23 protein-coding genes are annotated in these 20,128 nt (G+C 60.4%); 16 read left to right on the top strand and 7 right to left on the bottom strand.

Annotated elements, in window-relative coordinates; translation table 11 throughout:
* Positions 1-104 precede the first annotated feature (104 nt).
* The 5 genes from M2400_RS17295 to M2400_RS17275 all read left to right on the top strand — a co-directional run bounded on the left by M2400_RS17295 (position 105) and on the right by M2400_RS17275 (position 4,965).
* The gene (locus M2400_RS17295) at positions 105-983 is read left to right on the top strand and encodes an amino acid ABC transporter permease (RefSeq protein ID WP_003211504.1); all 879 of its coding nucleotides are present in this window, start codon (positions 105-107) and stop codon (positions 981-983) included.
* Between the two features lie 23 nt (positions 984-1,006).
* A complete protein-coding gene (locus M2400_RS17290; protein ID WP_003211502.1) occupies positions 1,007-1,771 on the top strand; it encodes an amino acid ABC transporter ATP-binding protein in 765 nt (254 codons plus the stop codon).
* Positions 1,772-1,796: 25 nt separating this feature from the next.
* Positions 1,797-2,618 carry an ABC transporter substrate-binding protein gene (locus tag M2400_RS17285; RefSeq protein WP_177042891.1) on the top strand — a complete coding sequence of 274 codons (822 nt, stop codon included), beginning with the start codon at positions 1,797-1,799 and terminating at the stop codon, positions 2,616-2,618.
* A 165-nt stretch (positions 2,619-2,783) separates the two neighbouring features.
* Positions 2,784-3,953, top strand: a complete 1,170-nt coding sequence (locus tag M2400_RS17280) for an MFS transporter (RefSeq protein ID WP_259200452.1) — start codon at positions 2,784-2,786, stop codon at positions 3,951-3,953.
* A gap of 64 nt (positions 3,954-4,017) precedes the next feature.
* Positions 4,018-4,965, top strand: a complete 948-nt coding sequence (locus M2400_RS17275) for a hypothetical protein (RefSeq protein ID WP_259200455.1) — start codon at positions 4,018-4,020, stop codon at positions 4,963-4,965.
* Here the strand turns inward: M2400_RS17275 and M2400_RS17270 are convergent.
* Positions 4,962-5,768 (bottom strand): sulfite exporter TauE/SafE family protein, encoded by an 807-nt coding sequence (locus M2400_RS17270; RefSeq protein WP_259200468.1) that lies wholly within the window; start codon positions 5,766-5,768, stop codon positions 4,962-4,964. The genes M2400_RS17275 and M2400_RS17270 overlap by 4 nt on opposite strands.
* 115 nt (positions 5,769-5,883) lie before the next feature.
* Here M2400_RS17270 and M2400_RS17265 point away from each other — a divergent pair, with 115 nt between their 5' ends.
* The 4 genes from M2400_RS17265 (at position 5,884) to M2400_RS17250 (ending at position 7,802) form a co-directional block, all read left to right on the top strand.
* A complete protein-coding gene (locus M2400_RS17265) occupies positions 5,884-6,654 on the top strand; it encodes a helix-turn-helix transcriptional regulator (RefSeq protein ID WP_259200481.1) in 771 nt (256 codons plus the stop codon).
* Between the two features lie 104 nt (positions 6,655-6,758).
* Complete coding sequence (locus tag M2400_RS17260; protein ID WP_259200486.1) at positions 6,759-7,079, top strand: helix-turn-helix transcriptional regulator; 321 nt, start codon at positions 6,759-6,761, stop codon at positions 7,077-7,079.
* Positions 7,080-7,126: 47 nt separating this feature from the next.
* Complete coding sequence (locus tag M2400_RS17255) at positions 7,127-7,489, top strand: type II toxin-antitoxin system RelE/ParE family toxin (RefSeq protein WP_259200510.1); 363 nt, start codon at positions 7,127-7,129, stop codon at positions 7,487-7,489.
* Positions 7,464-7,802, top strand: coding sequence for a helix-turn-helix domain-containing protein (locus M2400_RS17250; RefSeq protein WP_259200513.1), 339 nt, complete (start codon positions 7,464-7,466; stop codon positions 7,800-7,802). Before M2400_RS17255 ends, M2400_RS17250 begins: the two co-directional genes overlap by 26 nt.
* A 26-nt stretch (positions 7,803-7,828) precedes the next feature.
* Here the strand turns inward: M2400_RS17250 and M2400_RS17245 are convergent, their stop codons facing one another.
* On the bottom strand, positions 7,829-8,767 hold the full coding sequence (locus M2400_RS17245) for a GlxA family transcriptional regulator (RefSeq protein WP_177078625.1): 939 nt from the start codon (positions 8,765-8,767) through the stop codon (positions 7,829-7,831).
* A 115-nt stretch (positions 8,768-8,882) separates the two neighbouring features.
* Between M2400_RS17245 and M2400_RS17240 the strand changes: the two genes are divergently transcribed.
* Entirely contained in the window at positions 8,883-9,677 is a 795-nt protein-coding gene (locus tag M2400_RS17240; protein WP_177042884.1) for an SDR family oxidoreductase, read from the top strand.
* Here the strand turns inward: M2400_RS17240 and M2400_RS17235 are convergent.
* From M2400_RS17235 to M2400_RS17225, 3 genes are all read right to left on the bottom strand, one after another.
* On the bottom strand, positions 9,674-11,068 hold the full coding sequence (locus M2400_RS17235; RefSeq protein ID WP_177121649.1) for an amidase family protein: 1,395 nt from the start codon (positions 11,066-11,068) through the stop codon (positions 9,674-9,676). The genes M2400_RS17240 and M2400_RS17235 overlap by 4 nt on opposite strands.
* Positions 11,069-11,269: 201 nt before the next feature.
* Positions 11,270-12,058, bottom strand: coding sequence for a hypothetical protein (locus M2400_RS17230; protein WP_177042883.1), 789 nt, complete (start codon positions 12,056-12,058; stop codon positions 11,270-11,272).
* A gap of 123 nt (positions 12,059-12,181) precedes the next feature.
* A complete protein-coding gene (locus M2400_RS17225; protein WP_177078628.1) occupies positions 12,182-13,240 on the bottom strand; it encodes an MBL fold metallo-hydrolase in 1,059 nt (352 codons plus the stop codon).
* 123 nt (positions 13,241-13,363) lie between these two features.
* On the opposite strand from M2400_RS17225, the gene M2400_RS17220 reads away from it, so the two are divergent.
* From M2400_RS17220 to M2400_RS17205, 4 genes are all read left to right on the top strand, one after another.
* Entirely contained in the window at positions 13,364-13,984 is a 621-nt protein-coding gene (locus tag M2400_RS17220) for a TetR/AcrR family transcriptional regulator (RefSeq protein WP_177078629.1), read from the top strand.
* 189 nt (positions 13,985-14,173) lie between these two features.
* Positions 14,174-15,232, top strand: a complete 1,059-nt coding sequence (locus M2400_RS17215; protein WP_177131090.1) for a diguanylate cyclase — start codon at positions 14,174-14,176, stop codon at positions 15,230-15,232.
* A gap of 239 nt (positions 15,233-15,471) precedes the next feature.
* Complete coding sequence (locus M2400_RS17210; protein ID WP_177042879.1) at positions 15,472-16,791, top strand: PAS domain-containing methyl-accepting chemotaxis protein; 1,320 nt, start codon at positions 15,472-15,474, stop codon at positions 16,789-16,791.
* Between the two features lie 80 nt (positions 16,792-16,871).
* The gene (locus tag M2400_RS17205; RefSeq protein WP_177078631.1) at positions 16,872-17,387 is read left to right on the top strand and encodes a DUF1003 domain-containing protein; all 516 of its coding nucleotides are present in this window, start codon (positions 16,872-16,874) and stop codon (positions 17,385-17,387) included.
* A 101-nt stretch (positions 17,388-17,488) separates the two neighbouring features.
* Here the strand turns inward: M2400_RS17205 and M2400_RS17200 are convergent, their stop codons facing one another.
* Positions 17,489-18,379: a LysR family transcriptional regulator gene (locus M2400_RS17200; protein ID WP_177042877.1), complete on the bottom strand. Its 891-nt coding sequence runs from the start codon at positions 18,377-18,379 to the stop codon at positions 17,489-17,491.
* A 79-nt stretch (positions 18,380-18,458) separates the two neighbouring features.
* Between M2400_RS17200 and M2400_RS17195 the strand changes: the two genes are divergently transcribed.
* Both M2400_RS17195 and M2400_RS17190 read left to right on the top strand, forming a co-directional pair.
* A complete protein-coding gene (locus M2400_RS17195) occupies positions 18,459-19,154 on the top strand; it encodes a CTP synthase (protein WP_259200577.1) in 696 nt (231 codons plus the stop codon).
* Positions 19,151-19,474 (top strand): antibiotic biosynthesis monooxygenase, encoded by a 324-nt coding sequence (locus tag M2400_RS17190; protein ID WP_177042875.1) that lies wholly within the window; start codon positions 19,151-19,153, stop codon positions 19,472-19,474. Before M2400_RS17195 ends, M2400_RS17190 begins: the two co-directional genes overlap by 4 nt.
* A gap of 284 nt (positions 19,475-19,758) precedes the next feature.
* On the opposite strand, the gene M2400_RS17185 is transcribed toward M2400_RS17190, so the two are convergent.
* Positions 19,759-20,082 (bottom strand): DUF2025 family protein, encoded by a 324-nt coding sequence (locus M2400_RS17185; protein ID WP_177042874.1) that lies wholly within the window; start codon positions 20,080-20,082, stop codon positions 19,759-19,761.
* Between the last annotated feature and the right edge of the window lie 46 nt (positions 20,083-20,128).

Below are 20,128 nucleotides of genomic sequence, written 5' to 3'. Positions count from 1 at the left end.
GCCCGGCTTGCCGGCGATGGCGTTCTTGAGAGCGCAATCGCCGGCAAGCCGGGCTCCTACAAGGATGTTGGTATCCAGTTAGATCGTTATTTTGGAGAGTCACCATGAAACAAACCCCGGCAGAGCGCTTGCAAGCCGAGCGCCAGCAGACCGAGAACCAGTTCGATATCACCCAGTACGAGCACGTGCCACGTCGATATTACGGGCGGATGTTTTTTGCCACGTTGATCGTGATCGCCCTGGCCGCCTTACTGCGTGCGTTCGCCAACGGTCAAATCGAATGGTCCTACATCGGTCAGTTCCTCACGTCCGAGGCGATCATCTGGGGCCTGGTGAACACCATCATCATGTCGATCCTGGCCATGGCGCTGGGCGTGGTGATCGGGGTGATCACCGCGATCATGCGCATGTCGGCCAACCCGATCCTGCGTTACGTGGCCATCACCTACACCTGGCTGTTTCGTGGCACGCCGCTGATTCTGCAACTGCTGTTGTGGTTCAACCTGGCGCTGATTTTCCCGGTGATCGCGATTCCCGGCCTGTTCAGCATCGACACCGTGGACCTGATGACGCCGTTCGTGGCCGCCCTCCTCGGCCTGAGTATCAACCAGGGCGCCTACACCGCCGAAGTGGTGCGCGCCGGCCTGTTGTCGGTGGACACCGGCCAGTACGAAGCCGCCAAGTCCATCGGCATGCCGAGCCTTCAGGCGCTGCGTAGGGTGATTCTGCCCCAGGCGATGCGGGTGATCATTCCGCCTGTAGGCAACGAGTTCATCAGCATGGTGAAAATGACCAGCCTGGCGAGTGTGATCCAGTACTCGGAGCTGCTGCACAACGCGCAAAACATCTACTACGCCAACGCCCGGGTCATGGAGTTGCTGATTGTTGCCGGCATCTGGTACCTGGCGGTGGTGACTGTTCTTTCATTCGGTCAGAGCCGCCTCGAGCGTCGTTTTGCCCGCGGCGCCGGCAAGCGTTCGTAAGCCCTGACTGAGGAGATTTGCCCATGAGAAGCATCGTCAAGGCCGTGAACCTGAACAAGTATTACGACCAGTATCACGCGCTGCAGGACATCAACCTGGAAGTCGAGCAAGGCGAAGTGCTGTGCATTATCGGCCCGTCCGGTTCCGGCAAAAGTACCCTGCTGCGCTGCGTCAATCAGCTGGAAAAAATCGACAAGGGCGGCCTGTGGGTCGACGGCGAACTGGTGGGTTACCGGGTCGTCGGCAACAAGCTGCATGAGTTGAATGAATCGCAGATCGCCCGTCAGCGCTTGGCCACCGGCATGGTGTTTCAGCGCTTCAATTTGTTCCCGCACATGACCGTGTTGCAGAACATCATCGAAGGCCCGTGCCAGGTGCTCAAGCGCTCGCCCAAGGAAGCCACCGAGGACGCACTGGAGTTGCTGGCCCGGGTTGGCCTGGCGGACAAGCGCAATGCCTACCCGGTGGAATTGTCTGGTGGGCAGCAACAGCGTGTGGCGATTGCCCGTGCGTTGGCGATGCGCCCCAAGCTGATGTTGTTTGACGAACCCACGTCAGCTCTCGACCCGGAGCTGGTAGGAGAAGTGCTGTCGGTGATGCGCGATTTGGCCACCACCGGCATGACCATGATTGTGGTCACCCATGAGCTGGGCTTCGCCCGCGAAGTGTCCAACCGCATGGTGTTTATGGATGCCGGCCAGATTGTGGAAGCCGGCAGCCCTGAAGAAATTCTAATAAGCCCACAAAACCCGCGTACCCAAAGCTTTATTTCTGCCGTTCGCACTTAACTAAAAAACTAACGAGAACGCCCCCATGAAAAATCTGTTTCTTCCAAGTTTGCTCGTAGGCCTGATGGCCTCCACTTCGGTTTTGGCGGCATTGCCGGCAGCGATCAAGGACAAGGGTGAGATCAGCGCGGCCATCGTGCCGAACTACCCGCCGATGGATTTCAAGGACACCGCCACCAACAAACTCACCGGCCTGGACTTTGACCTGGGCAACGCCCTGGCCGAGCGCCTGGGTGTGAAGATCAAGTGGCAGGAAACCGGCTTCGAACAAATGCTCAGCGGCCTGACCACCAAGCGCGTGGACATCGTGCTGTCGGGCATGAGCGACACCGCCGAGCGCCAGAAGGCGGTGACCTTTATCGATTATTTCACCAGTGGCCCGCAGTTCTACACCCTGGCCAAGCGTGAAGACCTCAAGGAATTGACTGACCTGTGCGGTAAAAAAGTCGGCACCAGCCGACGGACTACCTGGCCGTCGGAAATTGCCGCGTGGAGTAAGGAAAACTGCGAAAAGGCCGGTAAGCCAGCGATCGTGGTGATTGGCACTGAAGGTTCGGCGGATGCTCGGGCGCAGTTGCAGCAGAACCGTCTGGATGCGGCGATGCAGGGCAGTGAAACCATTCCTTACCTGATGTCGCTGGACAAGGGTAAGTACAAGCCGGTGGGCCTGGCGATTTCCAAGCAGTTCACGGGGCTTGGGATTGAGAAGAGCAATACCGAATTGGTCACGGCCATCAGCGAAGCGCTGCAGGGCATGATTGATGACGGGACCTACGGCAAGATTCTGAAGAAGTGGGATCTGGAGCAAGGTGCGGTTCAGAAGATCAGCATCAACGCCGGCCAGTAACAACACATAACCCTGTGGGAGCCGGGCTTGCCCGCGATTGCGGTGTGTCAGTCACCAGAAATATTGACTGACACACCGCAATCGCGGGCAAGCCCGACTCCCACAGGGAACAACTGTGTATGAAAGATAGTAACCAGCCCCAAGAATAAGGACATCCGCCCCACCGTGGCCACGTACTCCCTGGTAATCCGCCGCCTGATGATCTGCTCGGTGACCATCGTCGTCAGCCGCGCCATGACCAGTCCGCTACTCGCGCTGTTGCTCAGCACCCGCCTGGGCCTCAACCAGCAAGACATCGGCTTGCTGATGGGCATCGCGGTGTTCATCGCCACCCTGCTGGGCCTCTACGGCGGCTACATCATCGACCGCCTGGAAAAGCGCAAGCTGCTGATCCTGGCGATGCTCTCCAGCTCCATCGGTTTTCTGTTACTGACCTTTGCCAGCAACCTGTACCTGACCACCCTGACCCTGGTGATCACCGAAGCCGCGTCGGCGCTGTTCCTGATCGGCTCCAAGGCGATCATCAGCGAGAACCTGCCGGTGGGCCAGCGCGCCAAGGTGTTTTCCCTGCGCTACACCCTGACCAATGTCGGCTACGCCACCGGCCCGATGCTCGGTGTGGTGATTGCCGGCCAGATGCCCCTGGCGCCGTTCCTGATCGCCAGCGCGATTGCCTTTGGCAGCCTGTTCCTGATGATCGGCATCCCGCCGACCCAGCGCGACGACAGCAACAAACCCTTGAGTTTTCTCAGCACCCTGAGGACGCTGCGCAGCGATCGCACCTTGATCCTGTTCACCAGTGGCAGCCTGTTGAGCACCATTGTCCACGGGCGCTACACCCTGTATCTGTCGCAGTTTCTGCTGGTGGCCTACAAGCCGGAGAGCGCGCTGAAAATTCTCTCTGCCGTGCTGGCGTGCAACGCCATTACGGTGATCCTGATGCAGTACCAGATCGGCCGGTTCCTCAAGCGTGAACAGCTGCGCTACTGGATCGTGCTCGGCACCTCACTGTTCATTGCCGGATTGATCGGCTTCAGCATGGCAGACGGCCTGGTGTCGTGGTGTGTCGCGATGTTTGTGTTCACCCTCGGGGAGATGATCATCTACCCGTCAGAATTCCTGTTTATCGACACCATCGCCCCGGATGCCCTGCGCGGCAGTTATTACGGGGCGCAAAACCTGGCGGCATTTGGTGGCGCATTGAGCCCGGTGATCTGCGGCTACCTGCTGATCAATGCATCGCCCGCTTCGATGTTCTATGTACTGAGCGGGCTGACGGCGGTGGGCGGCACCTTGTGCTTCCTGAGTGGCCGACGTGTGGTGGCCCGTGCGTAATTTCTACTGATATTTGCTCGATATCCCGCTATTAATAGCGAAATATCTCACGGACCCGAGCCCCATGAAATTCGACACGGCCTACAGCCTGAGTCTCGACGACAAGCTGTCGATCTATGACGTGCGCGACCTGAATTTCGACGAAACCGCCGCCTTCGACTCCGACAAGGACAGCTTCCTGTGCCCCAACGATGAATGCCGGGCGGCGTTTGCGGCGGGGAATGTGCTGGGCACGTTCAACGCGAAAAACGTCAATTACCTGCGCACACCCCACTTCAAGAATATCCCCAGCACCCGGCATATCGACGGCTGCCGCTACGCCAGCCGCCACGCCGGAAAAGGTGAAGCGGAGGATGGGCCGGAAGAAAACTTCCCGTCGGAATTTGTCCTTACCCGACGCCAGTACGAACGCAAGACACCGGTGATCGGTGCCGAGAGCGGCACCCCACAAGAGCTACCGAAAACGCCGGCTACCCGCAGCGCTCCGTCTCACAGCTCAAGCGACACCACCCCGGACAAGACCAGCGTCTTCGCCCATCCGGTGGAATGCTATGTGTCCAATATCGGCGACAAGGACAAGCTTAAAAGCATGCCCTTGAAAGTCGGCGATCACACCGCGACCTACTGGACGTTTTTCAAGAAGATCGAATACCTGCAAGACAACAAAGGCCTGATCTACTGGGGCAAGATCAAGGAGATCAAGGACTACACCAGCAGCTTTCGCATCGACTTCGAAAAGAAGGCCTGGCTCGACAAGAAGCCCTACTCCATCAACGTTTACCTGAGCAAAAAACTGATCGAGAACTACCGTAAACGCACGGCGTTCCTGGAGCAGATCAAGGCGGCGGTGGACAGTGAGCGGGCGTTGTATTGCTTCTTTTATGGGGTAACGCCGGAGCTCAAGCAGGTGCCGAGCAAGAAGAACCCCGAGCAAACGTTCGGGGTGTTCAGTGCGAATATCGAGAACCTGGACCACCTGATTATTCGCGAGGCGCCGGGGCTGGAAAGCTAGAGCAGCATGCTCACCATCACCGCGCCCAACAACCCGATATACACCCGCGCATGCAGCGCGTCCGGGATGCGGCCGATCCACGGAGTCGCCAGGCGAATGCCCAGCAGCGAGCCCAGGGTGAGGATGGCAAACGCCAGCAAGTCGACGTAGCCGACAAACCACGCGCCCAATTCCACCTTGGCAAATCCCGCCATGACCATGTAGGTAAACGTACCGGCGAGCGCCACCGGTACGCTCAACGGGTTGGCCATGGACGTGGCCTGGGACATGTTCAAGCCGCAACGGCGCAACAGCGGCACGGTCATCACGCTGCCGCCCACCCCGAGGAATGTCGCGATCACGCCAATGGCGATGCCGCCGCCCATCACTTCAGTACCGCCCAGGCGCCGGGGCGGGAGAGTGTTGTCGTGGCTGAGAAAGCCTCGGCGCAACAGGCAATCGGCGATGGTGAGCGCCAGGTAAGCGATAAAGGCGTAGCGGATGAAATTGCCGCTGGCGAACATGGCGGCACCCGCCCCCAACACCGCGCCGATCCCGATAAACCCGCTCAACGGCCACAGATAATGACGAATCAGATTACCTTTGCGCCGATGTTTTCCCGTGGCGATCAGCGCATTGACGATCATCACGCAGGTGGACGTGGCGACCGCGATATGCATCGCCGATTCACTCACGCCCGCGTCGTGGCTGAGCTGGAGCATGCCGTACAGCAACGGCACCACCACGAACCCGCCACCGAATCCGAACAGCACTGCGGTCACGCCAGTCATGCAGCCGAACAGCGCCAGTAACAGATAGAACATCGAGTATCGCCTTCAGCATCGGGGAGAGCTGATGACGATAGAGACTCAAGATTTGGCCCGCTTGCGCAGGTCGGCCAATAATGTGTGAGATATTGCCACTCTCGGAGTCAGCCACATGCGCAACGTTTCCATCGCTCAACTGGACCTGACGCCCCGCACCGTAGTGGCGATCGGCACCGATTATCCCCACGGCTACCTGCTCAAGCGCCACAGCCATCGACGCGGACAGTTGCTGTATGGCGCCACCGGAGTGATGCAAGTCAGCACCCAGGAAGGCAATTGGGTGGTGCCGCCCCAGCGCGCCGTGTGGATTCCCGCCCAGGTGCCCCATGAAGTGCTGATGCTCGGGGTGTCGACGCGCAGCCTGTATATCGAACCGCACGCCGTCACCGACCTGGGGCCCCACTGCCACGTCATCAGCATTTCGCCATTGATGCGCCAGCTATTGATGGAAGCGGTGGAGATGCCCCTTGAGTACGACGAAACCGGGCGCGACGGTGCGCTGGTCAGCCTGCTATTGCATGAACTGGCCCGCGCCACGCACTTGCCGCTGCATATTCCGCTGCCGGAGGAGCCTCGCTTGCTTGCCTTGTGCCTGGCGTTTCTGCAGCGGCCGGACGTGCACCAGTCACCGGTTCAATGGGCCGAACACTCGCACCTTAGCCTGCGCACCTTCAGTCGGCATTTTCGCCAACAAACCGGATTGAGTTTCGTGCAGTGGCGCCAGCGCGCCTGCGTGGTGCAGGCCCTGGCGCGACTGGCCAGCGGCGAGACTGTCACCCGGATCGCCCTGGACCTGGGCTATGAAAACCCGGCGGCATTTTCCAGCATGTTCCGGCGGGTGCTCGGTCATGCACCGAGTAACTATCTGGAAGGAGCCAAATAGAGCGGCGGCAACCCTATCGAAAAAATCCAGTTGATGAGCGGTCAAAACAACTGTACAAAAACACAGTATAGTTTGCCCTCCCCCGTCGAACCTGGAGAAAGCCCATGTCCTCTCTGGCAATGAGCAGCACCGTAGAACAGCAGATCGTCCTTCACCAATTCACCCCACGCCACAGCGTGCAGGCCCGCCTGATGCTGGGCTGGAGCCGGGAAGACCTGGCCCGGGAAGCGGATGTGGACGTGGATGCCCTCCAGCGCTTTGAGAGCCATGGCGATGTGGAGGATGAAGTCCGCCTGAGCGTGGCGTTTCGCCTGGAGGCTGAAGGGTTGGTGTTTTTCCCGGGGTTTGCGCCGGGTTGGGGGATGAGTGTGCGGGGCTCTTTGCCCCTGTCCTCAGAACACTCGGCGTTTGAAACGGCTGAGTAAGATTTTTCTTTGCACTGACGTTTATCCCTATTTAGGTATATCCTCTCATGAGTTCATGGAAGCCACTCCTGTGGGTGGGCGGTAGTAAGAAAGATCTGCAGCAAATGCCCGGGGCTGTTCAGGATGTGTTTGGCTTTGCGCTTCACCTCGCTCAGGGAGGAAGCAAGCATTCACAGGCCAAGGCATTAAAAGGGTTTGGCGGTAACGCAGTGCTTGAGGTCGTCGAGGATTTCGACAGCAACACTTATCGTGGTGTGTATACCGTCCGTTTCGACTCAGCTGTTTATGTCCTTCATTGCTTCCAGAAGAAGTCGACAAAAGGCATCGCTACAGCACAGCACGACATACAACTGATCAAACAGCGACTCAAGGCGGCGCAGGATCATGCACAAGCATCACAACGCGATTGAGATCGAAGAAAGCAGCGGCAATGTCTATGAAGACATCGGGCAACCCGACGCCAGTGAAATGCAGGTCAAGGCTCAACTGGCGGCGAAGATCGGGGAGATTCTCAAGACACGAAACCTCACTCAGGCACAAGCTTCAGTCATCCTTGGGTTATCGCAACCCAAGGTGTCTGAAATGCTGCGTGGCAGGTTTCGGGGTATCAGTGAAGCCAAGATGCTTGAATGTTTGTCCCGTCTGGGGCGCGACGTGCAAATCGTCATCAAGGCTGCGCCCGCATCACGTACTCAAGGGCTTATTGAAGTCTTATTCACCTAAGACAAAGGGTTCTGGCCACCATGCACTCACGCCTGCAACTGCAACGCTCGGCGGATCATTTGTGGCGGCTGGCCAAACGCCCGTAAAAAAGCCCGACGCATGCGCTCCGGGTCACCGAAACCCGTCTCCCGGGCAACGACGTCGATGGAGTGGCTGCCGGATTCAAGCATCAACCGAGCCGCTTCAATACGCAGGTGTTCGACCGCCTTGGCCGGCGATTGGCCAGTTTCGGCGCGAAACAGTCGGCTGAACTGGCGCGGGCTGAGGTGTGCGGCTTCGGCCAGTTGCTCCACCGAGAGGTCCTCCTGCAGGTGCCCTTTGGCCCAGGCCAGGGCGGTTTGCACGCGGTCGGATTTGGGGTCCAGTTCCAGCAGCGCCGAAAACTGCGACTGGCCACCGGCACGGCGATGGTAGACCACCAGTTTCTTCGCCACATCGCGGGCCACTTCCACGCCCAGGTCATGCTCTACCAAGGCCAGGGCCAGGTCGATGCAGGCGGTCATGCCAGCGGATGTCCAGAGCGGGCCGTCGACGGTGAAGATCCGGTCTTCCTCCAGCTTCACGTTGGGGTAGCGCTGGCGAAACGTCATGGCGTGGTACCAGTGGGTGGTTGCCTTGCGCCCTTCCAACAGCCCGGCCGCGGCCAGGTGGAACGAACCGGTACAGGCTGACGTGACCCGCCGCGACGCCGTCAATGACGCCTGCAAATAAGCCACCATGCCCGGCGTGGGCTCCAGTAATTCGTTGTCCCCCAACACCACGATCGTGTCATAGGCCTGCTGCCCGAACGCCAGGCTATCAATGGCAAAGCCCATGGAGCTTTTGATCGGCCCACCGTGCTCAGAGAGTAAGTCCACGCGATAGAACGGTCGACCCACCACGAAGTTGGCAAATTCGAACACGCTGCTGGTGGACAGGCTGAGCACCTGAAAGCCGGGAAACAGCAAGATACCGACGGACACCATGGCAAAACCTCATGTCTCTAAAGGTGGGATATATGACATTGCAGCCACCACATTACACCCATAATCTTGATTCCAACAAGGCCGATCCTCTCCCCGGCCATTTGGAGCAACTGCCATGTCACACCATAAAGGTTATGCCCTGATCACCGGTGCTTCGTCCGGCATAGGCGCGGTGTATGCCGACCGCCTGGCCCACGCGGGCTACGATCTGATTCTGGTGGCCCGCAATCAGCAACGCCTGGAGCAACTGGCGACCCGCCTGAAGGCCAGCACTCAGCGTAACGTCGAGGTGATAGCCGCCGACCTGAATCTGCCAGCCGACCTCGCACGTATCGCCCAGGTCGTACACGAAGACAGCCGTATCAGCCTGCTGGTCAATAACGCCGGCGTGGGCGCCACGGCTTCGCTGCTGGACTCCGACGCCGACAAGATGGACGCGATGATCCTGCTTAACGTGCTGGCGCTGACCCGCCTGGCCAAGGCGGCCGCGACCAACTTTGTCGCCCAGGGTCGCGGCACGATCATCAACATTGGCTCGATTGTCGCCCTCGCCCCCAAGCTATTGAACGGCGTATACGGCGGCACCAAGGCCTTCGTGCAGGCCTTCAGCGAATCGTTGCAGCATGAGCTGGCCGACAAGGGCGTGGTGGTGCAAGTCGTGCTGCCGGGCGCAACCGCCACCGAGTTCTGGGACATTGCCGGCCTGCCGGTGAACAACCTGCCGGAAACCATGGTGATGACCACGGAAAACCTGGTGGACGCTGCCCTCGCCGGCCTGGCCCAAGGTGAAGCCGTAACGATCCCTTCACTCTCGGACAACGCCGATTGGGAGGCTTACGAAAGCGCACGGCTGGCACTGGGCCCGAACCTGTCGCACCGCAAACCCGCCGCACGCTATGGGTTGAACTAGCCCGGCCCGGGAATAAACGCAGGCTCCCTGATTGCCAGGGAGGCCTGCTCATAGCCGTAGGCAACCGAAAGCAATGTGGGTTCGCTCAAGCTCGCGCCGTAGAAGTGAAGCGCCGTCGGCATACCGTCATCGTCCATGCCCGAGGGCACGGATATTCCGGGGTAACCGGCCGCCGCTGCGTAGTAGTAACTGCCCGAAAGGAAGTTCGACACGATTGCATCGAGCTTGTGCTCGGTCAGTGGGGTCTTGAGGGCGCCCTCGAAAATCGGACCGATAGCGGCCCATAACCCTTCCCGCACTTCATCACTGATATCCAGGTCGTTGATCATGGTCAGCAGCCCCTGGTCGGGAACTCCCGGCCCATTGTTGCGCTCGTTGAATTCAATCAGCTCGGACAGGGATTTCACCGGCAAACCTTCGCGCCCGGCCAGGTAAGCCTCAAGTTTTTGCTTAACGTCGGCGTAGAGGGCGAGGCTGTAACTGGCATGGATATCGCCGGATAAGCCTGCGGCCAGCCGCCCCACTGGCACCAATATCGCACCCTTGGCCTGCAGCAATTTGAGAGCGTCGGCAAAATGCTGCCGGTCGGCTTTTATGTCTGGGTCTTCTGCGTCATCTGCCGATAGCTCAGGCAACGGTGTGTAACCAATGCGTTTGCCCTTCAAGGCATCATCACTGAGCCCGGCGGTGTAACGGTCCGTTTCGGTCATGGCATCCAGTGCCTGCGCGGCATCTCGTACATTGCGGGTGAAGGTCCCCACCGTGTCCTGGCGGGAGCTGGTCATTACCCCTTCAGTACTCACCAGCCCCACAGTGGGTTTGAAACCAATCACACCGTTATAGGCCGCCGGCGCGATGATCGAACCATTGGTCTCGACGCCCAGTGCCAAAGGCACCATCCCCTGGGCCACCGCCACGGCCGAGCCCGTGCTTGACCCCGCCGGCTGGCCATTCAATCGATGAGGATTGAGCGTTTGGCCGCCCCTGGAACTCCAGCCACTGGTCGATATGTCAGAGCGAAAATTGGACAACTCGCTCATGTTGGTTTTGCCAATAATCACCACACCGGCCTTCAGCAGGTTGTCCACCACCCTGGCATGTTTTGAAGCGGGCTTGCCCACCAGCGCCATTGAGCCACCACTGGTCTGCATCTTGTCGCCTGTTTCGAAAACATCCTTGAGCGCTATCGGCACGCCATGCAATGGCCCGCGTACCTTGCCAACTGCACGCTCCTGATCAAGTGCACGGGCGTTCTCAAGGGCATCCGGATTGATTTCAATAAACGCGTTGCCGCCCTGCAAGCCCTTGTCCACGTTGGCGATTAACTTCAGCGAATCCCTCACCAGCGAAGCCGAACCGGGCCCGTCGGGCCTGGCCATGTCCGCCGCCAGTTCGTCGGCACTGCGATAGGCCTGCGGTGGGTTAACCACCGCCTCGAAAAGACCTGCTCCCCATACCGCGCCCAAACCTGGTCCGATCATAAACAGCTCCCCTGCCTGTCTGAATGTTGGGGATACCTGTAGATATCCCGGCCTCAGTCTAAGAGGCGAATCATTCAATGACTCGGGGGTAACTCTTACCGCCGCGTACGATCACTCGCGATACGGAGTAGGCATTTCAAGGTGCTCCAAAACCTGTCGGCAACCTCGTACCAACGCGGCCAGGCGATCACCCGCCCAGTGCGCGCCATAAAACCAGACAACCCTCGCAACCCCTTCGGCGTCCATCCCGGCGGGCACGCAAAAGCTTGGGTTGCCCGCGGCGGATGCTTGCTCAAAAGTGGCACTGTGCGCATCCGCCACCACCCCATCCAGACGATTTTCCGTGACCCGATCATTAATTTCGTTGCCCGGGTCCAGGGTGAAATGGCGCGTGTCGTCCGCCACCCGTGCAGTCACGGCCACCAACTGCGCACCGGCGGCGCGCAGTGCGTTCAGTACCAGGACAAAGTGCGCGCTGTGCCTGATCGTTTCCCGAACACCACCCGCAACATACTCGCTGGCAAAGCCAATACGGCTGCCTGCCAACGACGGTGTATGTCTCAGATGACCGGCGTCGGCGACCGGCGGGATCTCCACCATCACTGGCCCCTGGGGATCGACGCCGCTGAGGGCGATCAGTGATAACGAGGCATCGCGCACGGTGTGCATCATGGGACCGGGGATGTCGAACCTTGGGCCGTATCCACTGGAGATGCCAAACTCCAGGCCGCCCTGGGGAGGGGACGAGTCGGTGATCGCACCCGCCGCCTTACCGCCAAACACAACGCCCTTGCCAGCGGTTGGTGCGCAGGACGGGGGACCAGGACTCTCCCCCGAGACGGGCTGCTTGAACAGGCACGGCGCGCCCGATGCCGTGACCTTCCTACTCTTGTCGTCCATACACTCCCACGCCTCGAATTGGGTTTTCGAGGCGTGATTGCATCCCTTTAACGGGGTGGGTGTCTGTCGGAAATGGCTGGCACTGGCTCGTTTTAAAACCCTGGCATCAGGATCAAACGGCCATTACCCGCTGACGCGCTCTTCGCTGCCTTGATGCTCGACTTCCAACCACCACGCCTGCCCGCGTTCCGGTTGATTGAGCATGAACGCCTGGCCCATCGGCGGCGTGGTGATCGACACGTTACGCTCCCAGGCCAGTGCCATGATGCGGTCGAAGGGTTCATGCCATGCGTGAAACGCCAGGTCGAACGTGCCGTTGTGGATCGGCAGCAGCCAGCGGCCTTTCAAGTCGATGTGCGCCTGCAGGGTTTCTTCCGGCTGCATGTGAACGTGGGGCCAGTCGACGTTGTAGGCACCGGTTTCCATCAGCGTCAGATCGAACGGACCGTACTGCTCGCCAATGCGCTTGAAGCCGTCGAAATAACCGGTATCACCGCTGAAGAAAATCCGCCGCGGACCATCGATCATCACCCACGAACACCACAACGTCTGGTTGCCATCGAACAGGCCGCGCCCGGAGAAGTGCTGGGCCGGTGTTGCGACAAAACGAATCCCGTCGACTTCGGTGCCCTGCCACCAGTCCAGTTGCCGCACCTTGCTGGCGTCCACACCCCACTTGACCAGCGTATCGCCCACACCCAGCGGCGCGAGGAAGTAGCGGGTCTTGTCCGCCAGTTGCACCACCGCCTTGTGGTCCAGGTGGTCGTAGTGATTGTGGGAAAGGATCACCGCCTCGATCGGCGGCAGCTCCTCCAGGCTGATCGGTGGCTGATGGAAACGCTTGGGGCCGGCCCAACTGAACGGCGATGCGCGCTCGGCGAACACCGGGTCGGTCAGCCAGAACTTGCCGCGCATTTTCAGCAGCACAGTGGAGTGCCCGAGGCGGAAAACGCTGTGGTCGGGGGCGGCAAACAGTTGCTCGCGGGTCAGCGGCTGCACCGGGATCTCACCCACCGGCCGCGTGCTGCGAGGCTTCTGGAAGAGCATCTTCCACATGATGCCCAGGGTCTTGCCCAAGCCGCCATGCTGGATGGGCTTCTGGTTGGTGAAGTGACCTTGATGCTGTTCGGAAGACTTGGGCGCTGTAGAAGAACTGTCGAGACGGGTTGAGATCGTGGCCATTACCGAGGAACTCCTGCAGACTGCTCTAAAAATTACACTGCACAGTGTAGTTTCTAGATTGCAACAAAACCGGGAGCAAGTAAACTACCGAGTGTAAGTTTCCCTTCAGAGCCGAATCCTCCCATGACTGTACCCCTGCGCCTCACCGACCGTAAACGCGAAGCCATCGTGGCAGCCGCCATCGCCGAGTTTCGCGACAACGGTTTCGAGGTCACCAGCATGGACAAGATCGCTGCCACCGCCGGGGTTTCCAAGCGCACGGTGTACAACCACTTCCCGAGCAAGGAAGAGCTGTTCGCCGAGATCCTGCATCAACTGTGGGCCAGCAGCGTTGCGCAACTGGACGTCAGCTACGCCAGTGACCGCCCGCTGCGTGAGCAACTGCGCGGGCTGCTGCAAGCCAAGATGACCATGATGTCGGACGCCAACTTCCTCGACCTGGCCCGGGTGGCGATTGCCGCCACCATCCACTCGCCGGAACGCGCCCAGGACATGGTCAACCGCCTGAGCATGCGTGAAGAAGGCTTCACCCAGTGGGTACGCGCCGCCCAGGAAGACGGCCGGCTGAGCTGCACCGACCCGTGCTTCGCCGCCCATCAGGTGCAAAGCCTGCTCAAGGCCTTCGCCTTCTGGCCACAGATAACCCTGGGCCAGCCCACCCTGGATGCCGATGCCCAGGCGAACGTTATTGAGTCGGCCATCGACCTGTTCCTGGCGGGCTATGAGGTCGCGCCGCAGCACTGACCTGTTGCAGGAACGACATCCCAGGTCATTTTTTGACGGATTTGCCGTGTGTCCTTTGCAAATGGCCTCGAAGGACACTGATTATTCCTACGCGAATAACTGACAATATTCACACGTATTATCCGACCAGTGGTTTTCCCGATCACGTGTGCTGCCGTACCTGCAAAAGAAAAATCGACCCAGGAATTTATGGAAAACCAACCAGGCAAAGGGCTGTCATTTGCCAGACGTATCTACAGGCCAAGGATCATCGGCCTGGGCATCGGCTGCATCAGTGTCATCGCTGCGCTTTACCCACTGCACATGCCAGGCTGGGTGTGGGCGTTGCTGCTGTTCAATGGTTTTGGCTGGGCGCACCTGGCGTATCAACTCTCCTCTCGCTCCGACTTCCCCTACAAGGCAGAACGAAGAAACCTGCTGTACGACTCGCTGCTCGGCGGGTTCTGGGCGGCCACCACCCAGTTCACGCCCCTGACGGCCGTGACCATCCTGTCGATGATGACCATGAACAACGTCGCCGCCGGCGGCAAACGCCTGTTCCTCCATGGCGTCGTGGCGCAAGGGGTGGGCGTCGGCGTGTCCTGGCTGTTGTTCGGGATCACCTTCAACCCCGACGTCAGCCTGGTCCAGGTCTACGCCTGCCTGCCGATGCTGACTCTGTATCCCATGGCCCTGGGCATGGTCTGCTACCGCCTGGCGATCAAACTGTCGGAACACAAACGCGCCCTGAGTGCCCTGAGCCGCACCGACAGCCTCACCGGCCTGCTCAACCACGGTTCGTGGAAAGACCTGCTGCACCTGAAGTTTCACAAGTGCCAGCAACAGCAGGTCCACGCCACCATCGCGCTGATCGACATCGACCACTTCAAGCAGATCAATGACAGCTACGGGCACATCATCGGTGACCAGGTATTGCGCCAACTGAGCCTGGAGCTGCGACGCAACCTGCGGGAAAACGACCTGGCGGGGCGTTATGGCGGCGATGAGTTCTGTGTAATTCTTCCGGACATGCCCCTGGAACAGGCTGCGCAGGTCATGGAGCGCATGCGCGAAGTGTTCAGCAACTACCGTAATCCGGAAATCCCCGAGCTGCGGGTCAGCCTGAGCATTGGCCTGGCTTCGTTCCAGCCCGCCTTCAGCGACGCGGCCATGTGGCTCAACGCAGCGGATCGGGCCCTGTATGCCGCCAAAGACACCGGTCGTAACCGGGTCAATATCAGCGACTACATGGTCGCCCACACCGCCTGAATCCCGCCCGCGACTACTCGTCTGAATTAAACGCAGGCGGCACCGACCGATAGCATAATGCCGCCATTGGTCGGCCGTCGTAGAACTTCTTGCCGGCCATACGACTCTGAATCCGCTGTTCCACCCTTCTGCCCGCACAAGGAAGCTGGCAATGAGCACGTTTGCCGTAGGCTTGAGCCCTACGGTGGCAGGCGCCCCCATGGATATCCCTGACGCTTGCTTCCCCCGAGCACACGACCATGCTATTCAACGCCCATAAAAAAACCATCAGTACCTTGCAAGCCACAATCACCCAGCAAGCCGGCCTTCTCGACGCCATCGACCGCTCCATGGCCGTGATCGAATTCGACCTGCAAGGCACTGTCCTTCGGGCCAACGAAAATTTCCTCAAGGCCATGGGCTACACCGCCGACCAGGTCGTGGGCCAGTCCCATCGCCTGTTCTGCACCCCGGCCTTTGCCCGCAGCGCCGAGTACGGCCAGCTGTGGACGCACCTGCGCAATGGCCAGTTCCAGTCGGGCACCTTCGAACGAGTGACCGGCGCCGGCCAGCCGATCTGGCTGGAGGCCAGCTACAACCCGGTGCGCGACGCATCCGGCAACGTGGTGAAAGTGGTGAAGTACGCCATGGACGTCACCCCGAAAATGCAGGCCGAGAGCGAAGCCAACGCCAAGTTGCAGGCCATCGACCGCGCCATGGCGGTGATCGAGTTCAACCTCGACGGCACCATCATCAGCGCCAACCAGAACTTCCTGCATCGCATGGGCTACACCCTGGCGCAGGTCCAGGGCAAACATCACCGCATGTTCTGCAAACCCGAACTGGCCAACAGCAGCGCCTACAGCGATTTCTGGCAGCGGCTGAACCAGGGTGAGCTGTTCAACGGCCAGTTCGAACGTATCGACAAAAACGGCCAGGTCCTGTGGCTGGAAGCCAACTACAACCCGGTGTACGACGCCAGCGGGCGCCTGTGCAAGGTGGTGAAATACGCCTCCGACGTCACGGCCATGGTGGAGAAACACGCCGCTGATGCACACAGCGCGACCCAGGCCTATCACATCTCGCTGCAAACCCGGGACATCGCCGAAAAAGGCGCCGAAGTGATCCAGCAGACCGCCACGGGCATGCGCGAGATTGCCGCCAATATCGACGGTTCTTCCGCGCTGATCGCCAAGCTGGGCGAGCGTTCGCAACAGATCACCGCCATCGTCAACACCATTCGCGGGATTGCCGACCAGACCAACCTGCTGGCGTTGAACGCGGCCATCGAAGCCGCGCGGGCCGGTGAGCAAGGCCGCGGGTTTGCGGTGGTGGCCGACGAAGTGCGGCAACTGGCGGCGCGCACCAGCGGTTCAACGGCGGAGATTTCCTCGATGATCGAGATGATCCAGAGCGAAACCCGCCAGGCCATCGACAGCATGGACGGCACCCGGGACCGCGCCGCACAGGGCGTAGAGCTGGCCAACCAGGCCGGCACGGTGATCCTGCAGATTCGCGAAGGCACCAGCGAGGCGGTGCAGGCCGTCAGTGCGTTTGCCAATGAACGGGGCAACAGGTAAGCGACAGGCTTCTTCATGTGCCGGGTGGAGGGCTCGGTCTATAGTGGTGGCTTGTCTTACGCCACAGATTCGAGCCCGCCATGACCCAAGAGAAAACAGAAGCCAAGGTTGATCACCTGCGCTTTCACCGCAAACACGCCCACCTCGCGCCGACCTTTGGCAACGATACGTTTGCGCTGAAAGCCGAAGCCTTTGCGCGCTTCTTTGGCACCCCGACCTTCCTCGGGGCGCAAACGGCGATTGTGGTTCTGTGGGTGGTACTCAACATAACCGGCGTCACGCATTTTGACGTGTACCCATTCATCCTCTTGAACCTGGCGTTCAGCCTGCAATCGGCCTACGCCGCGCCGTTGATCCTGCTGGCCCAGACCCGCCAGGCCGCAAGGGACAAGGCCCAGTCCGACGCCGACGCCCAGCACCGTGAAGCCCTGGCTGTGGCTAACACCGAACGCCAGGCCCAGGCGGCGCAGACCACCAAGCAACTGCTGGAACTGCTGGAGCAGAACACCAAGCTCACCGAGATGACCAAGCAACTGACCGAACGCATCGAAGGGCTGACCAGCGAAATGCATGACCACTTCGTCCGCAAGACCTGACCCTGCCACCTATCCACTGTAGGAGCTGGCTTGCCTGCGATAGCGGTGGGTCAGCCAGTACATGGGTGGCTGATACACCGCTATCGCAGGCAAGCCAGCTCCTACAGTGGGTGCGCCGGCAAGCGCACATGCTGGCCCAACTGATCAAACAACGTCACCACCGAGCGCAACGCCCGGCAGTCGGGGCGCGTCAGCAGCCACAGGGCCGTGTCGTGCCCCACCAACGGCGGGCTCAGCGGGTGCAGGCCCGCGCCCAGCAGGTAATCCGGCAACGCCGCTACGCCGAGCCCCGCGCGCACCAGTTCGGTCACCGACACCATGCTGTTGCAGCGATAGGCAGGCATCACCCCCGGCAAGTGCTGGCGCCGCCAGGTGACGGTGGGGTGATCCGGCAGGAAGTCATCCGGCGCAATCCAGCTCAAGGCATCCAGCTCCGCGCCCGCATGCTGGCGGGCATAATCGGCACTGGCACACACCCGATACGACACCGTGCCCAGGCAACGTCCTACCAGATGTTCGGGCGGTGCCTTGGTCAGGCGCAAGGCGATATCCGCATCGCGGCGGCTGAGGTTGGCAAAGTCATTGGAGGTGCTCAGCTCCAGAGTCAGCGCCGGGTAACCGGGCATGAACTGCGCCAGGGCCGGCAATAACAGTGACTGCAACACCGAATCCGTACACGTCAGGCGCACCGTGCCGCTGATCACTTCACCGCCCTGCTCCACGCCCACGCGCGCGGCCTCCAGCGCCTGTTCGGCACGTTCGGCCTGCCCGGCGAGGGTGGTGGCCAAGGTGGTGGGCAGGTAGCCAGCGCGGCTTTTTTCAAACAGTGTCTGGCCCAGCGCCTTCTCCAGCCGTCGCACCGCGCGAAACACCGTAGACACATCCACCCGCAACAACGCCGCCGCCCGGGCGAGCGTGCCGCCACGCACCAGCGCGAGGATCAGCGAAAGGTCGGGGTAATCAATTTGATAGTGCGTTGCTGCATTGAGCATGTGTATTAACGCCAATATTGATTGCGTGAGCGCCAATCTATAGTGCGCGCCAGGACTCAACAAGCCACGGATACCCGCAATGAATAAAACCACCCTGCACCTGGCCTTGATCGGCGACTACGATGCCCAAGTCACGGCCCATCAGGCCATTCCCCTGGCGTTGCAACAGGCCGGCGAGGCGCTGGGCCTGACGGTGCGGTTCGACTGGCTGGCCACCGACACGATCAAATCCACCGAACAATTGCAGCATTACGACGGCTTCTGGTGTGTCCCCGCCAGCCCCTACCGCGACCTCGACGGCGCCCTGCTGGCCATCCGTTATGCCCGCGAACAACGTCGTCCTTTCCTCGGCACCTGCGGCGGATTTCAACACGCGGTGCTGGAATATGCCCGCAACGTGCTGGGCTGGGCCGACGCCGAACATGGCGAACTGGCCCCCGACTCGCCACGCGCGGTGCTCACGCCCCTGACCTGTGCCCTGGTGGAAGCGACAGACACCATCCGCTTGATGGCCTTTACCCGCATCGCCGAGGCCTACGGCACACTCGATGTCCATGAAGGCTACCGTTGCCGTTATGGCATCAACCCTGACTTCGAAAGCGCGTTGCTGGAGGCCGGCCTGATCGCCAGCGGCCATGACTCGGCGGGCGACCTGCGGGCAGTGGAATTGCTGGACCATCCGTTTTTTGTCGCCACCCTGTTCCAGCCGGAACGTGCGGCACTCAAGGGCGTTATTCCGCCACTGGCCATTGCGTTGCTGAGGGCGTGCGCATGATCGCCAAGACGCCTGCGCCACCGTATTACGCCGTGGTATTCAGTTCGTTGCGCACTGAAGGCGACAACGGTTACGGGCAAGCGGCCGACCGCATGTTGGAGCTGGCCCGGCAACAGCCGGGATTTCTCGGCGTGGAATCGGCGCGTGGGGACGATGGGCTGGGCATCACCGTGTCCTACTGGAGCAACGAAGCCGCGATCCTGGCCTGGAAGCAACACGCCGAACACACCCAGGTGCGCGAACAGGGGCGCTCCACCTGGTACTCGGCGTGCCATACACGGGTGTGCAAGGTGGAGCGGTCTTACGCGTTCGAGCGCTGAAACATCAACCTGTGTAAAACACCCAATTTGGACAAGGGAGCTTCTGTGGGGAGAGAGCTTGCTGTAGTGAGGGTGCTTGCTGTAGTGAGGGAGCTTGCTGTAGTGAGGGAGCTTCTGTGGCGAGGGAGCTTGCTCCCGCTGGGCTGCGAAGCGGCCCCAAAATCTTGGGAGCGCTGCGCACTCCAGCGGGAGCAAGCTCCCTCGCCACAGAAGCTCTCTCGCCACACTGCCACAGCAAGCTCCCTAGCCACAAAAAGCGCTCCAGCCGCAGGGCTATGCGCCACTCAACTGACCAGACTGCGCACCGCACTGATCTGTGGAATTTCCACCCGGCGCATGTACACCCGCAGCGGCTCCGTGATGTTGATGCGGTCGTCGATATTCTGGTCCAGCAACAATTGGACCCGCTCGCGGGACAAGGTCATGGCCTGCGCGTCAACCGGCTGCCAGACAAATTCGGCGGTGGGGATGATGCCGTCATCAGCCACGTCCATGCCGAAGGAATCTTCGCTGAAACGTACGATGTACTGGCCGGTCTTGCGGTTCAGGCCGACAAAACCGTGGAGTTGGTCGGCGGCCTGGCAGATAAGCTCGGAGGTGATGCGCATGGTAAACCTCACTGAAAAGTCCTACTTGGACTGGAAAGATGGTTTA

The organism is Pseudomonas sp. BIGb0558, from assembly GCF_024807515.1.
In the GTDB taxonomy this organism is placed as follows: Bacteria; Pseudomonadota; Gammaproteobacteria; order Pseudomonadales; family Pseudomonadaceae; genus Aquipseudomonas; species Aquipseudomonas yamanorum_A.
The sequence above is the reverse complement of the archived record's forward strand: the minus strand, read 5'-3'. Positions and strand labels throughout refer to the sequence as shown.

What these genes read in the sequence shown, in the direction of transcription:
- M2400_RS17260 (WP_259200486.1), top strand. Translation starts at nt 6,759, where the DNA reads ATGTCCTCTCTGGCAATGAGCAGCACCGTAGAACAGCAGATCGTCCTT.
- M2400_RS17210 (WP_177042879.1), top strand. Translation starts at nt 15,472, where the DNA reads ATGCTATTCAACGCCCATAAAAAAACCATCAGTACCTTGCAAGCCACA.
- M2400_RS17190 (WP_177042875.1), top strand. Translation starts at nt 19,151, where the DNA reads ATGATCGCCAAGACGCCTGCGCCACCGTATTACGCCGTGGTATTCAGT.
- M2400_RS17205 (WP_177078631.1), top strand. Translation starts at nt 16,872, where the DNA reads ATGACCCAAGAGAAAACAGAAGCCAAGGTTGATCACCTGCGCTTTCAC.
- M2400_RS17245 (WP_177078625.1), bottom strand. Translation starts at nt 8,767, where the DNA reads ATGGTGTCCGTCGGTATCTTGCTGTTTCCCGGCTTTCAGGTGCTCAGC.
- M2400_RS17250 (WP_259200513.1), top strand. Translation starts at nt 7,464, where the DNA reads ATGCACAAGCATCACAACGCGATTGAGATCGAAGAAAGCAGCGGCAAT.
- M2400_RS17225 (WP_177078628.1), bottom strand. Translation starts at nt 13,240, where the DNA reads ATGGCCACGATCTCAACCCGTCTCGACAGTTCTTCTACAGCGCCCAAG.
- M2400_RS17275 (WP_259200455.1), top strand. Translation starts at nt 4,018, where the DNA reads ATGAAATTCGACACGGCCTACAGCCTGAGTCTCGACGACAAGCTGTCG.
- M2400_RS17265 (WP_259200481.1), top strand. Translation starts at nt 5,884, where the DNA reads ATGCGCAACGTTTCCATCGCTCAACTGGACCTGACGCCCCGCACCGTA.
- M2400_RS17200 (WP_177042877.1), bottom strand. Translation starts at nt 18,379, where the DNA reads ATGCTCAATGCAGCAACGCACTATCAAATTGATTACCCCGACCTTTCG.
- M2400_RS17240 (WP_177042884.1), top strand. Translation starts at nt 8,883, where the DNA reads ATGTCACACCATAAAGGTTATGCCCTGATCACCGGTGCTTCGTCCGGC.
- M2400_RS17255 (WP_259200510.1), top strand. Translation starts at nt 7,127, where the DNA reads ATGAGTTCATGGAAGCCACTCCTGTGGGTGGGCGGTAGTAAGAAAGAT.
- M2400_RS17295 (WP_003211504.1), top strand. Translation starts at nt 105, where the DNA reads ATGAAACAAACCCCGGCAGAGCGCTTGCAAGCCGAGCGCCAGCAGACC.
- M2400_RS17215 (WP_177131090.1), top strand. Translation starts at nt 14,174, where the DNA reads ATGGAAAACCAACCAGGCAAAGGGCTGTCATTTGCCAGACGTATCTAC.
- M2400_RS17270 (WP_259200468.1), bottom strand. Translation starts at nt 5,768, where the DNA reads ATGTTCTATCTGTTACTGGCGCTGTTCGGCTGCATGACTGGCGTGACC.
- M2400_RS17185 (WP_177042874.1), bottom strand. Translation starts at nt 20,082, where the DNA reads ATGCGCATCACCTCCGAGCTTATCTGCCAGGCCGCCGACCAACTCCAC.
- M2400_RS17290 (WP_003211502.1), top strand. Translation starts at nt 1,007, where the DNA reads ATGAGAAGCATCGTCAAGGCCGTGAACCTGAACAAGTATTACGACCAG.
- M2400_RS17195 (WP_259200577.1), top strand. Translation starts at nt 18,459, where the DNA reads ATGAATAAAACCACCCTGCACCTGGCCTTGATCGGCGACTACGATGCC.
- M2400_RS17285 (WP_177042891.1), top strand. Translation starts at nt 1,797, where the DNA reads ATGAAAAATCTGTTTCTTCCAAGTTTGCTCGTAGGCCTGATGGCCTCC.
- M2400_RS17230 (WP_177042883.1), bottom strand. Translation starts at nt 12,058, where the DNA reads ATGGACGACAAGAGTAGGAAGGTCACGGCATCGGGCGCGCCGTGCCTG.
- M2400_RS17220 (WP_177078629.1), top strand. Translation starts at nt 13,364, where the DNA reads ATGACTGTACCCCTGCGCCTCACCGACCGTAAACGCGAAGCCATCGTG.